Genomic DNA, 15,864 nt, shown 5'->3' on the forward strand with positions numbered 1-15,864 from the left:
TAATATGAAATACATATATACAATATTATTTATCTTAATGTCATTAGTCGCTTCATCTCAAACCTTACTCTTATTTGGTGGAATGGATCATGATATTTTTCTTGGGTGTATTAATTGTAACGGATATTCAGATAATTCTGTTTGGAATGAATATTCAACGTATGGGAATAGTAATAACTCGGAATCTATCTGGAATGAATATGGAGATTATGGAAGTGAGTATAGCGATTATAGCCCCTGGAATCCATACGCAAATTATCCTCCAGTTGTTGTAGATAGAGGTGGTAATTTCTATGGATATTTGACTGTAAATAAATATAACCCTAAACGTGCAACAATCAAACTTGCATTGATAATGTGCAAATATCATGAAGATATTAAAGATAATGTTAGTGAGTGGGCAGATGAGTTATTTTAATCATTATAAACAAGAAACAAACAAAATAATTTAATATCATGGATTTATCGCAGATAGACGCAGACTTGTTATTAAATAAGGTCAAATATATCTATGAAGATAATGAATTTTTACAAACATACACGATTGACATCGAAAAGGATTTTGATATCAGGCTAAATTTGTCTTCAGAAGACAGGGAAAATACTTTTCTACTGAGGATTCAAAGAAGTCGAAAGAACTCACTGAAAATAACCTTGCATCATCAGGACGATGAAACTAGGTTTTGTTTGTTGCGCGTAGATTATAACGGAGCCAGTCACTCCAACCCGATAACGATAAAAGATACGGTACCGGTGAAATTTCGACCTTTCGCCGGCATGGTATTAAATTGCAATCATGTACACTATCATGTAGAAGGGTATCCTACGGCAGCTTGGGCAATCCCTCTAGAAAAGGATGATTTTGAGGCAAAAATAATTTCATCAAAAGATTTTAATATTACTTTTGCAGAAGTAGTAGCATGTTTTTCTAAAACAATAAATTTGCAATCAAAGATAAAACTGTCAGGCCACTACAAAATGATGTTATGAATTGGATAGACGAAAGAATAAAAGAATACTATGCTTGGATGAAGGACAATACATTCATCAAACAAGATTCAGATACTGGGTGGTATGCTATTTCTACTCCATTCGCCAGTCTATTCAATGATAATATTGAGATTTTTGCTAAAAAGGAAAAAGACTCTATAATCCTGTCTGATGATGGTGCGACCATATCTAATTTGAAAATGTTAGGTGTGGATATAGCAAGATCGCCTAAAAGAAAAGAAATTATTGATGCTATTCTTAGAAATTATGGTATCTCAATAAAAGATGAAGAATTATACGCAGAAACATCAGAAATCAAGTTTCCACAAACAAAACATGGATTAATTTCTGCAATATCAGAAATTTCTGATTTGGAATACATGGCAAAGCATACTATAGCTTCTGTATTCAAAGAAGATGTTGGGGCGTTTCTGGATGAACAGGATATAATCTATACTCCCCAATTTATTATTAAAGGAAGCACTGGACTTGATTTTTGTTTCGACTACCTCATTGCAGGGAAAAAGACCGAATTAGTTATAAAGCCTTTTAATTCCTTGACTCAAGGAATGGTTGAAAGATTCTTGTTTAGTTGGACAGACATAAAAGACGCAAGGCAGATTGCTTCAAAAAAGGAATTATTAGGATTGGCCGTAATCAATGATAGCATTAACGAGCCTAAACAGGAATTAATAGAGGCCTTAAAATCAAAAAATGCTAAAGTAATGCTTTGGAGTAAGAGAGGATTGCCTGAGTACAGGGATATGCTAAAAGCTTCATGATAAGAAAAATCTAATTCTTTAAGATGATGGATAATTGTTGTATGAAATTTTGTAATAAATTGAAGTATAGTATGTAATTGCAGCGGCGCAGGCAGCGTTGGAAGATTGATCATTAAACATATAGAAGTTTAATAGAATATATTGAGCTGGTAACCGGGCTGAGCGCTGGTTACTAGCTCTTTCTTTTTTTATATATTGATTGCAAAGCCTGTATAGTTATAAAAAACGCGGTCTTGAAACCGTTGGCAAAAGAGAGCATATTTGTTTATTCCCGTACAATGACAAATACCTATATGACTAGGGGGATTTTGTTCTAAAAAAGAAGCTATTCTGTGAAATTTAGAGTCTGGTGCATTATGTATATGGAATCCTCCGATAAGAATGTTAAAAGTATAAGAAGGAAAGCTTTTTTGCACAGTACGAATGATATTGGTTATACCCCTATGGGAACAAGCGCTAATGATGGAATATGTATGATTGTCGATTAATGCGAGAGCCAATTCATCATCAAAAGCGTCAGGTACTATTGCCCCATTGATTTTCGTATAGAAATGTTCAAAATGGGTGTCTTCGGTATCTTCTATTTCAATATTTGGAAATAAAAACAGATTGGGGATAAGCTCTGTTTGCCTGTCAATAAACAGGAAGCGTGATGTATCAAAGCATTCATTCTGTATAATGCCATTTTCTCTTTTCTCTTTAAACTTCGGATTTAGGATTTCCTTTTTACAGACAACAGATGCTTTTCTATTTATTTTCAGGAAATCAGATAATCCTCCTGTATGGTCGCTATGACCGTGAGATAATATCAAATAGTCTATTTCTTCCAGATTTATGCCTAGTTCTACTGCATTACGAATAAATAAACCGGAAGCTCCTGTATCAAATAGTAATTTATATTTGTCCGATTCTATATATAATGATAAGCCGTGTTCACCTTGCAGCCTGCAACCATAAACACTATTTTCCAGTAAGGTGATAACTTTATATTTCATATTTGAAATCTTATTGTGATGTTTAGTAAGCAAAAATATAAAATTATTTAGATACTATAATCAGATTGTTAACACTATTGTATTGAACCAATTATATGTTTCAAGTGTATTATGTAATAAAAAAGTTTCGATATGAATAGTGAAAAATTAATGAAAGTATTCTATATACTTATGTTTCCGGCAGTGTTATTTATTACAGGATGTTCTAAGAATACAATTATTTTTGAAGAAGGAGGAAATAATTCAGAAGGAAGCAATTCTAGCAATAAGACATTAGTCACATTTGACGCATCTATAGAAGATCGTAATCTTCTGACAAGAGCCATGGCTCCCATGAAAAAAGGGATACAGAACCGGTTATATGCTTTTACGTCTGCAAAAGGAAATAGTTTGGATGGAGTGCCTGCGGCCGAAGGATTGTATATTACATCTGCTCCCGGTACATTGATAGGGAGTGAAGGATATAAAATGTATTTGGAAAGTGGAACTTATGATTTTTATGCCGTATCAGACAATTTCTCAACAATACCGCCTATGTTCACATCTGGTCAATCAGAGCCTTTGTTTAATGGAATAGATTACCTGTGGTGGCATAGTCCGCAACAAGATGTTATAAGTACTCAGATTCGTATTCCCATTGTTTATTTACATGCAGCAACCCAGATTGTAATTGAAGTATCGGCAGGAGATAGCATAATATTAAACAAACTGGTATCCGCAACAATTACTTCTTCTAAATCGGGAGCCAGTTTAAATTTAGCAACAGGAGTTATTCCTCCATCATTAACTTATGGTGAAACTGATAAAATGGGTATAAATGGTAATCTTGCACAATATATTATGCTTCCTTTAAAAACGACTTCTCCTATGACTGTAACATTAGAAGTTATAGTGAATAATGAGAATTCTTCCCGTACATATACGGTACAAGCTCCAATTCCGGATGGAGAGTTGAAGGCTGGAAATTCTTATCTGTATAGTGCTATAATAGAAGGAAACTCTGTTACTTTTCCTCAAGTCTATATTAAAAATTGGACAGAAGTGGATGAAACAGGTAAACCTCTTTATCCATCATTAGAATAACAATATTTGCTTCTGAAAAGGAAAGGAAATAAATATTATTTCTTTTAAAATACATGGGCATGCAAAGAAAATGATGTATATTTGTTTCTTAATGAAAAACGAAAAACAACATCTACGTTATGGAGCGGTACTTAATTATTAAGACTAGAGATGAACTGTTACGCATAAAAATTGGGCAAATACTCTATTTTGAGGCAGATAGAAATTATACAAAACTACTATTGTCAAATGGAATACAATTCACATTTGCTATAAATATAGGAAAGATTGAAGAGATATTGGGAAAACAGGTTGCCGGCTGTAACCAGATATTAATGCGCGTCGGTAAGAGCCATATTATCAATAAGAATCATATATTACAAATCAATATACCAAAGCAAAAGTTATTATTATTGACAGACGAAGGCAAACCTCGTGAACTTGTCATCTCCAAAGATCCGTTGAAAGTTTTGAAAGAATCATTTGAAAGAGAGATGGGAAAAGATGATGAAACAAAGGAATAAGCAATGGTGATAAAGATAGGGAAATCGGACGATAATGATTTTATAATAGATGATCCTCACGTTAGCAGACATCATGCGCGTCTGCTACATGAAACTGATGGATATTGGTTTCTGGAAGATGCCGGATCAACAAATGGTACTTTTGTCAATGGCAGTCAGATCATAAAAAAACGAGTTACGCCTACTGATATCGTTAAACTGGGAAGTGATTATAGTATCGCTGTTTCCGATATACTGAAATATAATAATGATTACAGTGAGGAGTTTGCTGCTTTGAAGAAAGTTTATGATGATTATATTCAAGCAAAAGTAAAGATTCAGTCATCTAATCAGTTTAAAACAAGGCTTTTCCAGTCTTTGCCATTTGCTTTAACTGGAATTGTAGGCGTGATAATCGGTTTTTTAGGAAAAGGAAGTTCGGAATTATTGATTATTAGTTTGTTTATAACAATATGTGCTCCCACGATAGGCATATATCTAGGTGCAAAACAATCAGCTAAAATACCGCAGCAATTACAAGATATTGCGAATCAATTTAAAATAGATTATGTTTGTCCTAAATGCGGTACTTTTTTAGGAGAGATCCCTTGGGAATCTCTACGGAACAGAAAACAATGTCCTGTTTCTTCATGTAAAGCCAAGTGGGTGAATGATTAACTGTTTGTGATTGAAATCAAGTATTTTGTACAGTAAACCCAATCGTTTGATTATAAGAGAGAATTGATTATTTATTAATCCATTACTTTTTCTACTTTTGTTTCTGTAAAATGTTATAAAAAATAAAGTTATGCAAGAGGAGGAATATACGTTCGTTACTTTAGATAATGATGATGCCTTGTTGGCGGATGCAGTAGTAGTGGATGTGGACGGTAGTAACGTTGATATGTTGGATGCTGTAGTAATTGATGACAACATTGATAGTTCTGATTTCATTACATTGTCAGACGATACAATAATGTTGTCCGATGCCGATATGTTGGATATAAGTACAACAGATATTGATAGCGCAGATATTTCATTCATGATATGATTTCTGTTAAATGTCCGCATTGTCACGTTGGATTAAAAGTGGACGAGGGGAAGATTCCTCCCGGAATTACTTCTTTTAAATGCCCTAAGTGCAAAAGACCTATTCCTGTTTCTTATTTATCTCAAGAGAATAGTCGGAATGATTTAAATGATTCCGAAACGGTTTTGGTACAACCCGTTAAAAACAGCACGGGAAAACTTACGGTTATTGCTGATGAAGATACCCCGGAACAAGTATTTCTTCTTTATGAAGGAGTGATTATAGTTGGGAGAAAATCGAATGCTTCTAAGGCAACGATTGGAATAATGACTGCAGATCGGTCAATGAGTCGTGAACATATCCGGATTGAGATAAAAAAAGACCCTAAAGGTGGTTATAAACATTATCTTTCTGACAATAATAGTAAAAATCATACGTTATATAATAGCAATTATTTAGAAAATGGGGAAGTTGTCGTCTTGAATAATAATGATGAAATCATTATAGGCAGGACAGTTCTCCGATTTAATGAATAAAACTCGTTTAGTGCTATGAATATAACAATCGGTAAACCATGTGCTGTCTGCGAAAAAGGAGGACGAATTAATAACGAAGACTCCATTTATCCATTACCGGAGACCGTGAATTCCGGCCAGAAATTATTTTTAGTATGTGATGGTGTTGGTGGTGCCGATAAAGGAGAGATAGCCAGTTCTCTGGCTTGTGAATCTTTTCAATCTTACTTTTCTACTTTTCAAGACGGAGAACCTTCTGAAGAATTTATAAACAAAGCAATACAATATACAGAATCCCGGTTTGATGATTATTTTAGTTTTCATCCTGAAGCAAAAGGGATGGCAACGACTATAACGATGTTTTATACGGGAACAAAGGGAGCAATTCTTGCTCATGTTGGTGATAGCCGTATTTATCAATTTAGGAATGGTGAAATAATTTATCAAACGGAAGATCATTCGCTGGTTAACTCTTTATTGAAACTGGGAAAAATCACATTGGAAGAAGTAAAGACTCATCCTCAAAGAAATGTAATCTTACGGGCTATACAAGGATCAGACCATCCGACTGAGGCCGATGTAGTTGTATTGGAAGATGTGCAACCAGGTGATTATTTCTTTATGTGTACCGATGGGGTGTTGGAACGCTTTACAAATGAATCTCTTTCTTCTGTTTTTTTGAATCATAAAACTTCTGAAGATATAAAAGACGCCATAATGGAAACCTGTTATGGAAGAACACGAGACAACTTTTCATTTTATATTTTACCTGTTAATAATGTGCAAGAATCTCAAGGTGTAAAGCAAAATATTCTAAGTTTCCTTTATTCTTTTATATAAATGATGTACTTTTGGCAGATTAAAAAGAGTTTTTGTAGTTATGAATTTGCCAAATGGATACCTTCTTCAAGATGGAAAATACAGACTTTCTCATGTAGTGGGTCAAGGGGGCTTTGGTATAACTTACAAAGGAGTATGGTTTACTGAGCTTAAAGGTGCATTAGGAACCATAAAGACAGAAGTGCCTATATGTGTCAAGGAATATTTCTTTAAAGATTATTGTTATAGGGATAATGATTCCCAACAGGTAAAAGTCCATTCGGAAACAGGTAAAACTTTGTTTAATAAGTTCAAAGAGAAACTTATCAAAGAAGCCAAGATATTATCAGAAGTACATCATCCATATATTGTAAATGTGCTGGAAGTTTTCGAAGAAAATAATACGGCATACATAGTTATGGAATATATCTCTGGTAATTCTTTGAAATCGATGATGGATAAGAACGGAGTATTACCGGAACATGTAGTTCTTAAATATGTACATCAAATTGGAGAGGCTTTACAGTTTGTCCACGAAAAGAATATACTGCACTTAGATATAAAGCCCAGTAATATTTTAATAGATAAAGATGATAATGCCCGTCTGATAGATTTTGGGGTAAGCAAACGCTATGATATAGAGGAGCAAGAAACCAGTACTACGATGCTTACATTATCAAAAGGGTTTGCATCTATAGAACAATATGATAACGAGGGTACTCAGGTTTTTTCTCCCTGTCCGGACGTTTATTCGTTAGGAGCTACAATGTACAATTTGCTTACCGGAAGAATTCCTACGGAATCAATTCTTCGGGCAACGCGTCCATTACAGAATCCGTCTGAAATCAATCCTAATATCACTTCTAAAACGGAGTCTGCTATTATAAAAGCAATGCAGATCATTCCGGCTGATCGTTTTCAATCTATTGGAGAAATGCTTGGCGCATTAGATATGCCTCCGGAAGAAAAGTATGATGTTAGAAAAGAGGAAACTCACACTGATATAGTGTCGGATACCGGTGATACTACTTTACTATATTCTGAAACATCTCATGGGGAAGATGATGATCAAACAATAATAAATAATAAGGAAGAAATATCTAAAACTAATCATAAAAAGAAAAGGAAGACTTTATTAATTCCTCTTCTTTTTATTATTTTTGTGGTGGTTGGCTGTGCTGCTGTTGGATATGTATATAGTGATCGGTTTTTTAAAAAGATACCACTATATTCGGATGCATCATCGGGAGAGCAGAATGATATATCTGAAACGGTTACACCTCCTGATGCGAAAATAAATGATGAACAAGCTGCACCGATACAAATAGAAACAGAAAATCTATCAGATGAGAATCAAGAGGTTGAACCTGTAGAGAAGCCGAATGTGCCTAAACCTGATGTAAATGCAACGACAGAAGAAAAAACAAATCAGATACAACAGCACATTACGCAAAAGCCCACAACCGATGTTGGGAATAATTTATCTGTAATACCTTCTGCAGCAGAACTGGATACAAAATATTCGGCTTTAATCATTTCTGGTAAAGCGAAAATGAATGCGACGGATTATACAGGAGCAAAGAAGGACTTTACAGAAGCTAAGGAAATAAAATTAACGGAGGATGTTGTTCGTCTTCTTATTGCATGTGACAGCAAACAGGAAGAAAAAGAACTGGCAGACCGTAAAGCATTATATGAAGAACTAATGACATTTGGTAAATACAAGATAGTACGAAAAAAGTCTACTGGTAAATATGGAGCTATCGACTCTAATGCCATGGAACGTATTCCTTGTAAATATTTGAGTGTAGGTAAATCCGATAATGGCCGTGCCTTTGAACGTACAGACAATTTGTATGACATTTACAGTCCGGAAGGGGTATTGCAAAGTGAGGGTTTGACTTATTATTAGAATGAAATTATGAAAAGACTTTGGATACTAATTTTGTCAGCTGTGCTGCCTGCATATATAATGGCTCAGCAACAGTATATGGAATATAATAAAAAGGGAGATGACGCCATGGTGCGTCAGGACTACAGCAACGCAAAGATATGGTATGAAGAGGGTGTGTCACAATGCGATCCTTATAGTATCAGTCAGTTGACGAAAATATGGTTGAAGAATGAGCGTATGCGTCCTTCTATGAGAAGCCTTATGAATAAGTGCCTGAATTGCCTGAATGTAATGGCAACGGAAGATGATACTACAGCCGTTTCCAAATTAATAGTATATTACACAAACGGGATAGGTACTCCTAAAAGCGATGAACTTGCTACATATTGGCAAGAGCGGTTAGATAAATTACAAACTCCCGTTGTTACCAATAATACACAACCTCAAGATATGCAAGCCACGCATCGTGAGCGGATGAAATTCTTTCTCGGTTATTCATATTCTATAGAATCCCCTTATGGTTTGACTGTAGGAGGTGTGGGACGTCGCGTAGGATGGTATGCCCGTTTTAAAACGAATATGTCATTTGAAAGTCACGAGGCAGAATGTAACAATCAGGAATTGACCGGCTCGGCAGGAAAGGATTATTACAATTTTACAAATAAGAAAAAGATAAACAGCTATACAGCCACAGCCGGTTTGGTAATAAAATGCACTTCATGGCTATATACTTCTGTCGGCGTTGGATACGGGGATCGGACGGTCTTGTATGAATACCAGACAAAGAACGCTGTTACCGGAGCTGACGAGCAGGTTGCATGGGCTAAAAACATAGATGCAACCAATAACGGTATTGCCGCTGATTTGGACTTTATGGTTAAATTTGGCGCTATGTTTGTTAGTGCAGGTTGTAATACAATTAATTTTAAATATGTAGACCTTAATGCGGGTCTTGGATTTTTCTTCTAATAATAAAAGAGAACATGAAGCATTTATATTTAATATTATCACTATCCTTTATATCCTGTTTTCTATTCGGATGTGTAGACGATCCGGAAATGGGGACAGATGTAAAGAATGCCCAAATACCTACCGTCAGCACATTAACGGATGAGCAACACAAACCAGAGAACTTGGCCACAACTATTGCTGTCTATGCAGAAGTTACCAGTGGAAATGGTTTGCCTGTCGAAAGGTATGGTATATGTTGGGGAACGGAATCGAACCCTACCGTTGAAAAGAATGATACAACGATTGCCGGTAAAGGATTAGGCATGTATAAAAGCATAGCAAAGGATCTTGACCCCAATACGGATTATTATATCCGGCCATACGCAACCAATGCAAAAGGTACTAATTATGGAGAAGAAATTCTTGCAACAACAACAGAAGGTTTGGGCACTGTTCGTACAATTGTAGTTCAAGACAGTATAAAAGCCGAAAGCGCTATATGCGGAGGGAAAATTCTGGATTCAGGAGAGGGCAACATTGTAGAGAGAGGCGTTTTGCTTACGACGCCAACAAAGAAAGACTCTGTAATCCCTATTACAATGGAAGCAGATTCATTTGTATATAAAATAACAAAACTGGATACATCCACCGTATATACTGTTCAGGCATACGTAAAGAATGAGTTTGGAACCTTTAAAGGTAGTCCTCTGAAATTTACAACAACGAATGGTTTACCCAAAGTCACGTCCTTGAAAAATATATCTGCAGGATATACCGATGCCGACTTTGAGGCCGAAGTTCAAGAAGAGGGAGACTCCGCAGTTACCGTTAGAGGACTCTGTTGGGGTACTGTGAGCGGATTAACTGTTTCTACCGGAGATACCACTATCAATGGTGCTGGGAAAGGAAAGTTCCAAGGTCAAATAACAGACTTAGAGTCTGCAAACTTGTATTATGTCCGGGCTTATGCGACGAATGCGTATGGAACAGCATACAGCAACGAAGTTTCTGTCAGGACAAAAAGCGAACTTCCTCAATTGTCGGAAGTTGAAGTAACTGATGCCGGTGTAGGCGGTACGATAAAGATTTCTGCCAGCGTATTGGATGAAGGTGAGAACGAAGTGACGGAATCCGGCATTTCTTATTCACAAATCAGAGGCGACGAATCCGGAACCAAAGTGGCATTCTCATCCGGCAAGGAATCATTTGAAGGGTATATCTCCGGCTTGAAGGGTGGCGTTACTTATTACCTGAAAGTTTATGCAATCAATAAGAACGGTGTCATCACTTATGGTGAAGAAGCTATCTATAAAGCTCCGGACATATTTGTCACTAAATTAATCTTTAATGGAAAGAACCAGATTGGAGGAGCTGTAGCAACAGTTGCTATGGGAGATAACGCACTGATTCTTGGTGGCGATATGGGAGCTGAAAAGACCGATGAATTTTGGGCATATAGAGCTGATAAAACAGAATGGTTACAATTAAGTCCATTCCCGATAAAGAGAAAATGGCAGACAGCTGTTAATCTTGGCTTTGCTGTGATTGCTTTTGGAGGTGTGGGAAATGATAACCAAAATACTAACGACTTATATATGTACTCTTCGTTTACAAACTATTGGGAGGAGATTACGTATGATGCAGCAACAAATGTACCTGATGCCAGGAACTTATCGGCCGGCTTTGCATACAAAGACAGCATCTTTATTTTAGGAGGAATACGTTCAGGTTTAGTAACAGACGAAGTTTGGTCAATTAAACCGTCAAATGCGGAGAAGTGGGTGAGAAGAGGTACATTCCCGGAGAAACAGTGCCGTGGAATAGCTGTGGTTATTGGAGACAAAATTTATGCCGGCTTAGGATATAAAGACTTGTCTATTCCTTCATATAGCAGAAAATTGTTTGTTTCGGAAGATGGAGCTAACACATGGAGAGAATTAAGTTCGATAACCGCCAACGTTCGTTGTGGTGTAGCTTTCGGCAATGATATTTATGTGGTAGACGATTCCGGTTATATCTGGAAATACGATACGGCAGCCGATAAATGGACGCGGAAATCCCAAATGCCGTCAGGAGAAAGAGATATTTACTGCATGTACGCATTAGATGGGCTTATATATCTGGGACAAGGTACTTCCGGTTCGCCAATCATAAGTTATGATCCTTCATGGGATAATTAATATATGAAAAGAGCAGAAGCATTAGAACATATTCAAAAGAATGTAGAACAATTGTCTGCATTTGATTCTCCGGAATACAAATACATTCCGCTGCATCAGAAACCGTCACCATCTACAGCTTCCGTCAGGGAGATAATGAGACTGCTGCGAACAGTTATTTTTCCGGGTTTCTTTGGTACGGACCAAGAGGCGCAGGCCGGTTCTATCCAATATTACATAGGCATAAATCTGGAGAAAATATATGACTTGTTGCACGAGCAGATTTATAACGGACTATGTTTTGAAGTAGAACGCTGTTGCGATTCTAAAAAACAGGCGTCCGATATAGCTGTTGCATTTATCGACAAAATACCCCACATAAAATATTTACTGTCTACCGATGTTAAAGCCATACTCGATGGTGACCCGGCAGCCAAAAGCGTTAGCGAGATTATCTTCTGCTATCCGGCCATACATGCCATACTCCATCAACGGGTAGCCCATGAACTGTTAACACTCGGCGTTCCTGTTCTGCCACGTATCATAACTGAGCTGGCTCATTCGGATACAGGTATCGACATCCATCCGGGTGCACAGATTGGTGAATATTTCAGTATAGATCATGGAACAGGAGTTGTTGTGGGACAAACTGCCATAATAGGCAATCATGTGCGGCTGTATCAGGGAGTAACGTTGGGGGCAAAGAATTTCACGCTCGACGACGATGGCCTACCTCTTGATGTGCCTCGTCATCCTATCATTGAAGATCACGTAACTATCTATTCCAATGCCTCCATATTGGGGCGGATAACGATAGGACGCGGATCTGTTATAGGTGGTAACATCTGGCTTACGCATAGTGTACCGCCCAATTCAAAAATATTGCAGACTAGAGCTGTAGAAGGCGAATAAAAACACGGAGAGTTATGAAAAAAGTTTTATTGTATTCAGTTACCTTATTGTGTTTGTTAAGTTTTATTACCGCCTGTAGCGACGACGATAAAACGACGTCATGGCAAGATATTTCCAAGACGTATTCCGGAAACCAGTTGGATCTGGGAACGGCATTGATCGGTTCTGTAGGTTCGGTTACGGTAGACGCTGTCTCGGAAGAGAAAGCAAACCTTACTTTAACAGACATCATTCCGGGAGAAAACGAAGTCTCCCTTTCTGCTACATTACAGCGTGGAGGGATGGAATCATCCATGCTAGGCGATTTTAGACTTCAAGGCACTGCCACCACATCTTCATGCGGAATAACCGTTCGGGGATATATCCTGAATGGCGTATTGAAACTGGACATCGTTCGTACAATGACTTCTCCAATAGTGGGAAACTGGAATCTGACAATTGCGAATGGCTTAGCTGACGTATTCATTACGGTGAAAGGTACAGCTGCCGACGAGTTACTCAACAGCCTGGGGCCGTTGCTCGGACAGTTGTTGGCACAAAAGGTGGAGAAGGTTTCAGCCTCTTTCGGAGAAAACGGACAACTGGTGATCGGCTATAAGATGCCGGGAGCTAATACGGTGGAACTTCCGCCGGCAGAAGTCTCCGACGCATTGGTAAACCTGCTTACGTGGTACGAGAAGGACGGTACGTTGTATCTTGCCTTACGTAAAGATGTAGTAGGTCTTCTTTCCGAACTGTTGCCTCTGCTTGCAGGAATAGATATCACTCCTTATTTATCGTTACTGGAATTATCCGGCAGCTATTATGTTGTGCCACTTCAGGCAACTGTGGAAGGTAATAGCGCGCGGTTGTACGTAACGAAAGATTTTGTACAGAAGGTATGGCCTGTGGTGAAGACCTTGATTCCGGAGGATAATACCTTTGCTACGTTTATTCCCATTATCGACGGAGTAATTACATCCGCACAGTCTGTCGAGGTAGGGCTAGGCTTCACGAGATAGGAACTATTTAAGTAATGCCCTTTCTATCTCGGGGCTTTCATATAAAGATAGACGGCAATGAAGGAGTAAAGAATATTCGGTATCCATGCCGCTACCATCGGACTTACATATCCGTTAATAGCAAAGGTCGAGGTAATGGTCATGAACAGGATATATGAAAAACTAAGAGCCAGTCCGATACCGATATTCAATCCCATGCCTCCTTTCACCTTCCGTGACGAGAGCGCAGCTCCAATCGTGGTAAGAATAAATGCCGCCATGATAGTGGCAAAGCGTTTATGATATTCTATCTGGAAAGTTTGAATATTCCCGATGCCGCGCTTTTTTTGGCGATCTATGTACGTGCGAAGTTCGGGGGAGGTCATTGTTTCGCAATCGTTCACCGATATCAGGAAGTCGGACGGAACAATTGTCAGCGTAGTATCTTTACGCGAACCCTGTGTGATATGCTCACGCATGCCGTCGAAATCACGGATCATATAATCTACCACCGTCCATTGGTACAGCGAATCATACTTGATGGAATTCGCTTCGAGACGCGACACCAGCTTCTTGTCTTCAAATTTCTCCAACGAGAAACGGTATCCCATATTAGACTTACCGTCGTATCGGTTGAAATACGCTATTACGCCCGGCTCAACTTCCAGCTGCATGTGGGTTACATATTCTTGCTTTTTATTTTTAATGTACTTATTTTGAAAATCTATTCGTGTCGTATTGGCTGGCGGGATGATGAACGCGTTCAGTACAAACGTTACCAATGCGATGATAGTAGCTGAAATAGCATAGGGCAACATCAGCCTGCTAAAACTCATCCCACTGGCAAGCATGGCTATGATTTCAGACTTATCAGCCAGCCGCGAGGTAAAAAAGATTACTGCAATAAAGGTGAAAAGCGGACTGAACAGATTGGCGAAATAAGGGATAAAGTTCAGATAATAGTCGAAAACAATAGCTTTCAACGGCACATCCGGATTCAGGAACTTGTCTATCTTCTCGTTTATATCGAACACTACCGAGATGGATATAATCAGGATAATGGCGAAGACGTATGTTCCCAAAAATTGCTTGATGATATACCAGTCTATCCGCTTTAATTTAAATTTCATGTCTTATAACCTATTATTAAGTTGCTGAACCATGACACTTTTCCATGTGGTGAAATCGCCGGCTACAATATGCCTGCGTGCTTCCTTCACCAGCCATAAGTAGAAAGCCAGGTTGTGTATGGAAGCAATCTGCAGTCCCAACAGCTCGTTTACTTTGATGAGATGATGCAGATACGCTTTGGAGTATAACGTATCTACGTATGAATTGGCGTCCGGATCAATGGGAGAGAAGTCGTCTTCCCATTTCTTGTTGCGCATATTCATGGTTCCGAAACGAGTGAAGAGTTGCCCGTTTCTCCCGTTACGAGTAGGCATGATGCAATCAAACATATCCACACCGCGCTCAATAGCTTCCAGCAGGTTTGCAGGAGTTCCCACCCCCATCAGGTAACGGGGTTTGTCTTTGGGTAGAATCTCGTTTACTACTTCAATCATTTCGTACATCTTTTCGGTAGGTTCACCAACGGCCAGTCCTCCGATGGCATTCCCGTCAGCACCTTTTTCAGCCACGTTCTCTGCGGCACGTTGGCGCAGATCAGTGTACACACATCCCTGAACAATTGGAAACAGGCTTTGGCTATAACCGTATTTAGGCTCTGTATTGTTGAAGCGGTCAAAACAACGATTCAGCCAGCGTTCGGTAAGTCCCAGTGATTTCTTGGCATACTCATAATCGGCGTCACCGGGACAACATTCATCGAATGCCATAATAATGTCAGCTCCGATAGTGCGCTGGATGTCCATTACCTTTTCCGGTGTGAACAAATGCTTCGAGCCGTCGATATGCGAACGGAACATAGCCCCCTCTTCATGCAGCTTACGGTTTTCCGACAAAGAAAATACCTGAAAGCCTCCGCTGTCCGTCAGTATCGGACGATCCCACGTGTTAAACTTGTGCAATCCGCCTGCTTTCTCCAGAATATCCAGTCCGGGACGGAGATAGAGGTGATAGGTATTGCCAAGAATGATCTGAGCGTTGATGTCGTCTTTCAACTCGGTCATATGTACGCCTTTCACAGATCCTTGTGTGCCTACAGGCATGAAAATGGGCGTCTCAATTACTCCATGATCGGTAGTTATCAAGCCCGCCCTTGCGTTCGATTTCGTATCGTTATATTGTAGTTCGAAGTTCATGCAGTGAA

General features: G+C 38.5%; 17 protein-coding genes. 14 read left to right on the forward strand and 3 right to left on the reverse strand.

Annotation, left to right across the window (positions count from 1 at the left end; all coding sequences use genetic code 11):
• The first annotated feature begins 4 nt into the window (after positions 1-4).
• From C1721_RS13315 to C1721_RS13325, 3 genes are read left to right on the forward strand one after another with little or no spacing between them, the layout of a single operon-like run.
• Complete coding sequence (locus C1721_RS13315; protein WP_102408722.1) at positions 5-418, forward strand: hypothetical protein; 414 nt, start codon at positions 5-7, stop codon at positions 416-418.
• Between the two features lie 38 nt (positions 419-456).
• A complete protein-coding gene (locus tag C1721_RS13320; protein ID WP_102408723.1) occupies positions 457-990 on the forward strand; it encodes a DUF6978 family protein in 534 nt (177 codons plus the stop codon).
• Complete coding sequence (locus C1721_RS13325) at positions 987-1,772, forward strand: DUF1828 domain-containing protein (protein WP_102408724.1); 786 nt, start codon at positions 987-989, stop codon at positions 1,770-1,772. The genes C1721_RS13320 and C1721_RS13325 overlap by 4 nt, the downstream gene beginning before the upstream one ends.
• 188 nt (positions 1,773-1,960) lie before the next feature.
• On the opposite strand, the gene C1721_RS13330 is transcribed toward C1721_RS13325, so the two are convergent.
• Positions 1,961-2,767, reverse strand: coding sequence for an MBL fold metallo-hydrolase (locus C1721_RS13330; protein ID WP_102408725.1), 807 nt, complete (start codon positions 2,765-2,767; stop codon positions 1,961-1,963).
• 132 nt (positions 2,768-2,899) lie between these two features.
• On the opposite strand from C1721_RS13330, the gene C1721_RS13335 reads away from it, so the two are divergent.
• The 11 genes from C1721_RS13335 (at position 2,900) to C1721_RS13385 (ending at position 13,613) form a co-directional block, all read left to right on the forward strand.
• Entirely contained in the window at positions 2,900-3,850 is a 951-nt protein-coding gene (locus C1721_RS13335) for a fimbrillin family protein (protein WP_102408726.1), read from the forward strand.
• A 119-nt stretch (positions 3,851-3,969) separates the two neighbouring features.
• Positions 3,970-4,353 carry a LytTR family DNA-binding domain-containing protein gene (locus C1721_RS13340; RefSeq protein WP_102408727.1) on the forward strand — a complete coding sequence of 128 codons (384 nt, stop codon included), beginning with the start codon at positions 3,970-3,972 and terminating at the stop codon, positions 4,351-4,353.
• A 3-nt stretch (positions 4,354-4,356) separates the two neighbouring features.
• Entirely contained in the window at positions 4,357-5,010 is a 654-nt protein-coding gene (locus tag C1721_RS13345; protein WP_102408728.1) for an FHA domain-containing protein, read from the forward strand.
• A gap of 130 nt (positions 5,011-5,140) precedes the next feature.
• The gene (locus C1721_RS13350; protein ID WP_102408729.1) at positions 5,141-5,383 is read left to right on the forward strand and encodes a hypothetical protein; all 243 of its coding nucleotides are present in this window, start codon (positions 5,141-5,143) and stop codon (positions 5,381-5,383) included.
• On the forward strand, positions 5,380-5,898 hold the full coding sequence (locus C1721_RS13355; protein ID WP_102408730.1) for an FHA domain-containing protein: 519 nt from the start codon (positions 5,380-5,382) through the stop codon (positions 5,896-5,898). The genes C1721_RS13350 and C1721_RS13355 overlap by 4 nt, the downstream gene beginning before the upstream one ends.
• Positions 5,899-5,913: 15 nt before the next feature.
• Positions 5,914-6,717 carry a PP2C family protein-serine/threonine phosphatase gene (locus tag C1721_RS13360; protein WP_102408731.1) on the forward strand — a complete coding sequence of 268 codons (804 nt, stop codon included), beginning with the start codon at positions 5,914-5,916 and terminating at the stop codon, positions 6,715-6,717.
• A 40-nt stretch (positions 6,718-6,757) separates the two neighbouring features.
• Complete coding sequence (locus C1721_RS13365; RefSeq protein ID WP_102408732.1) at positions 6,758-8,608, forward strand: protein kinase domain-containing protein; 1,851 nt, start codon at positions 6,758-6,760, stop codon at positions 8,606-8,608.
• A 9-nt stretch (positions 8,609-8,617) separates the two neighbouring features.
• Positions 8,618-9,559: a hypothetical protein gene (locus C1721_RS13370; RefSeq protein WP_102408733.1), complete on the forward strand. Its 942-nt coding sequence runs from the start codon at positions 8,618-8,620 to the stop codon at positions 9,557-9,559.
• 14 nt (positions 9,560-9,573) lie between these two features.
• The gene (locus C1721_RS13375; protein WP_159063591.1) at positions 9,574-11,721 is read left to right on the forward strand and encodes a Kelch repeat-containing protein; all 2,148 of its coding nucleotides are present in this window, start codon (positions 9,574-9,576) and stop codon (positions 11,719-11,721) included.
• A 3-nt stretch (positions 11,722-11,724) separates the two neighbouring features.
• Positions 11,725-12,612, forward strand: a complete 888-nt coding sequence (locus C1721_RS13380) for a serine O-acetyltransferase (RefSeq protein ID WP_102408735.1) — start codon at positions 11,725-11,727, stop codon at positions 12,610-12,612.
• 14 nt (positions 12,613-12,626) lie between these two features.
• Positions 12,627-13,613, forward strand: a complete 987-nt coding sequence (locus tag C1721_RS13385; protein WP_159063592.1) for a hypothetical protein — start codon at positions 12,627-12,629, stop codon at positions 13,611-13,613.
• 23 nt (positions 13,614-13,636) lie between these two features.
• Here the strand turns inward: C1721_RS13385 and C1721_RS13390 are convergent, their stop codons facing one another.
• Both C1721_RS13390 and tgt read right to left on the reverse strand, forming a co-directional pair.
• Entirely contained in the window at positions 13,637-14,722 is a 1,086-nt protein-coding gene (locus tag C1721_RS13390; RefSeq protein WP_102408737.1) for an LptF/LptG family permease, read from the reverse strand.
• A gap of 3 nt (positions 14,723-14,725) precedes the next feature.
• Positions 14,726-15,856 (reverse strand): tRNA guanosine(34) transglycosylase Tgt, encoded by a 1,131-nt coding sequence (gene tgt / locus C1721_RS13395; RefSeq protein ID WP_102408738.1) that lies wholly within the window; start codon positions 15,854-15,856, stop codon positions 14,726-14,728.
• Positions 15,857-15,864 lie beyond the last annotated feature (8 nt).

The organism is Parabacteroides bouchesdurhonensis, from assembly GCF_900186615.1.
GTDB lineage: Bacteria > Bacteroidota > Bacteroidia > Bacteroidales > Tannerellaceae > Parabacteroides > Parabacteroides bouchesdurhonensis.

Excerpts from the sequence above, each read along its gene's own strand:
- C1721_RS13350 (WP_102408729.1), top strand. The coding sequence starts at position 5,141 with ATGCAAGAGGAGGAATATACGTTCGTTACTTTAGATAATGATGATGCC.
- C1721_RS13385 (WP_159063592.1), top strand. The coding sequence starts at position 12,627 with ATGAAAAAAGTTTTATTGTATTCAGTTACCTTATTGTGTTTGTTAAGT.
- C1721_RS13320 (WP_102408723.1), top strand. The coding sequence starts at position 457 with ATGGATTTATCGCAGATAGACGCAGACTTGTTATTAAATAAGGTCAAA.
- C1721_RS13365 (WP_102408732.1), top strand. The coding sequence starts at position 6,758 with ATGAATTTGCCAAATGGATACCTTCTTCAAGATGGAAAATACAGACTT.
- C1721_RS13345 (WP_102408728.1), top strand. The coding sequence starts at position 4,357 with ATGGTGATAAAGATAGGGAAATCGGACGATAATGATTTTATAATAGAT.
- C1721_RS13325 (WP_102408724.1), top strand. The coding sequence starts at position 987 with ATGAATTGGATAGACGAAAGAATAAAAGAATACTATGCTTGGATGAAG.
- C1721_RS13360 (WP_102408731.1), top strand. The coding sequence starts at position 5,914 with ATGAATATAACAATCGGTAAACCATGTGCTGTCTGCGAAAAAGGAGGA.
- C1721_RS13390 (WP_102408737.1), bottom strand. The coding sequence starts at position 14,722 with ATGAAATTTAAATTAAAGCGGATAGACTGGTATATCATCAAGCAATTT.
- C1721_RS13340 (WP_102408727.1), top strand. The coding sequence starts at position 3,970 with ATGGAGCGGTACTTAATTATTAAGACTAGAGATGAACTGTTACGCATA.
- C1721_RS13370 (WP_102408733.1), top strand. The coding sequence starts at position 8,618 with ATGAAAAGACTTTGGATACTAATTTTGTCAGCTGTGCTGCCTGCATAT.
- C1721_RS13375 (WP_159063591.1), top strand. The coding sequence starts at position 9,574 with ATGAAGCATTTATATTTAATATTATCACTATCCTTTATATCCTGTTTT.
- C1721_RS13335 (WP_102408726.1), top strand. The coding sequence starts at position 2,900 with ATGAATAGTGAAAAATTAATGAAAGTATTCTATATACTTATGTTTCCG.
- C1721_RS13315 (WP_102408722.1), top strand. The coding sequence starts at position 5 with ATGAAATACATATATACAATATTATTTATCTTAATGTCATTAGTCGCT.
- C1721_RS13380 (WP_102408735.1), top strand. The coding sequence starts at position 11,725 with ATGAAAAGAGCAGAAGCATTAGAACATATTCAAAAGAATGTAGAACAA.
- tgt (WP_102408738.1), bottom strand. The coding sequence starts at position 15,856 with ATGAACTTCGAACTACAATATAACGATACGAAATCGAACGCAAGGGCG.
- C1721_RS13355 (WP_102408730.1), top strand. The coding sequence starts at position 5,380 with ATGATTTCTGTTAAATGTCCGCATTGTCACGTTGGATTAAAAGTGGAC.
- C1721_RS13330 (WP_102408725.1), bottom strand. The coding sequence starts at position 2,767 with ATGAAATATAAAGTTATCACCTTACTGGAAAATAGTGTTTATGGTTGC.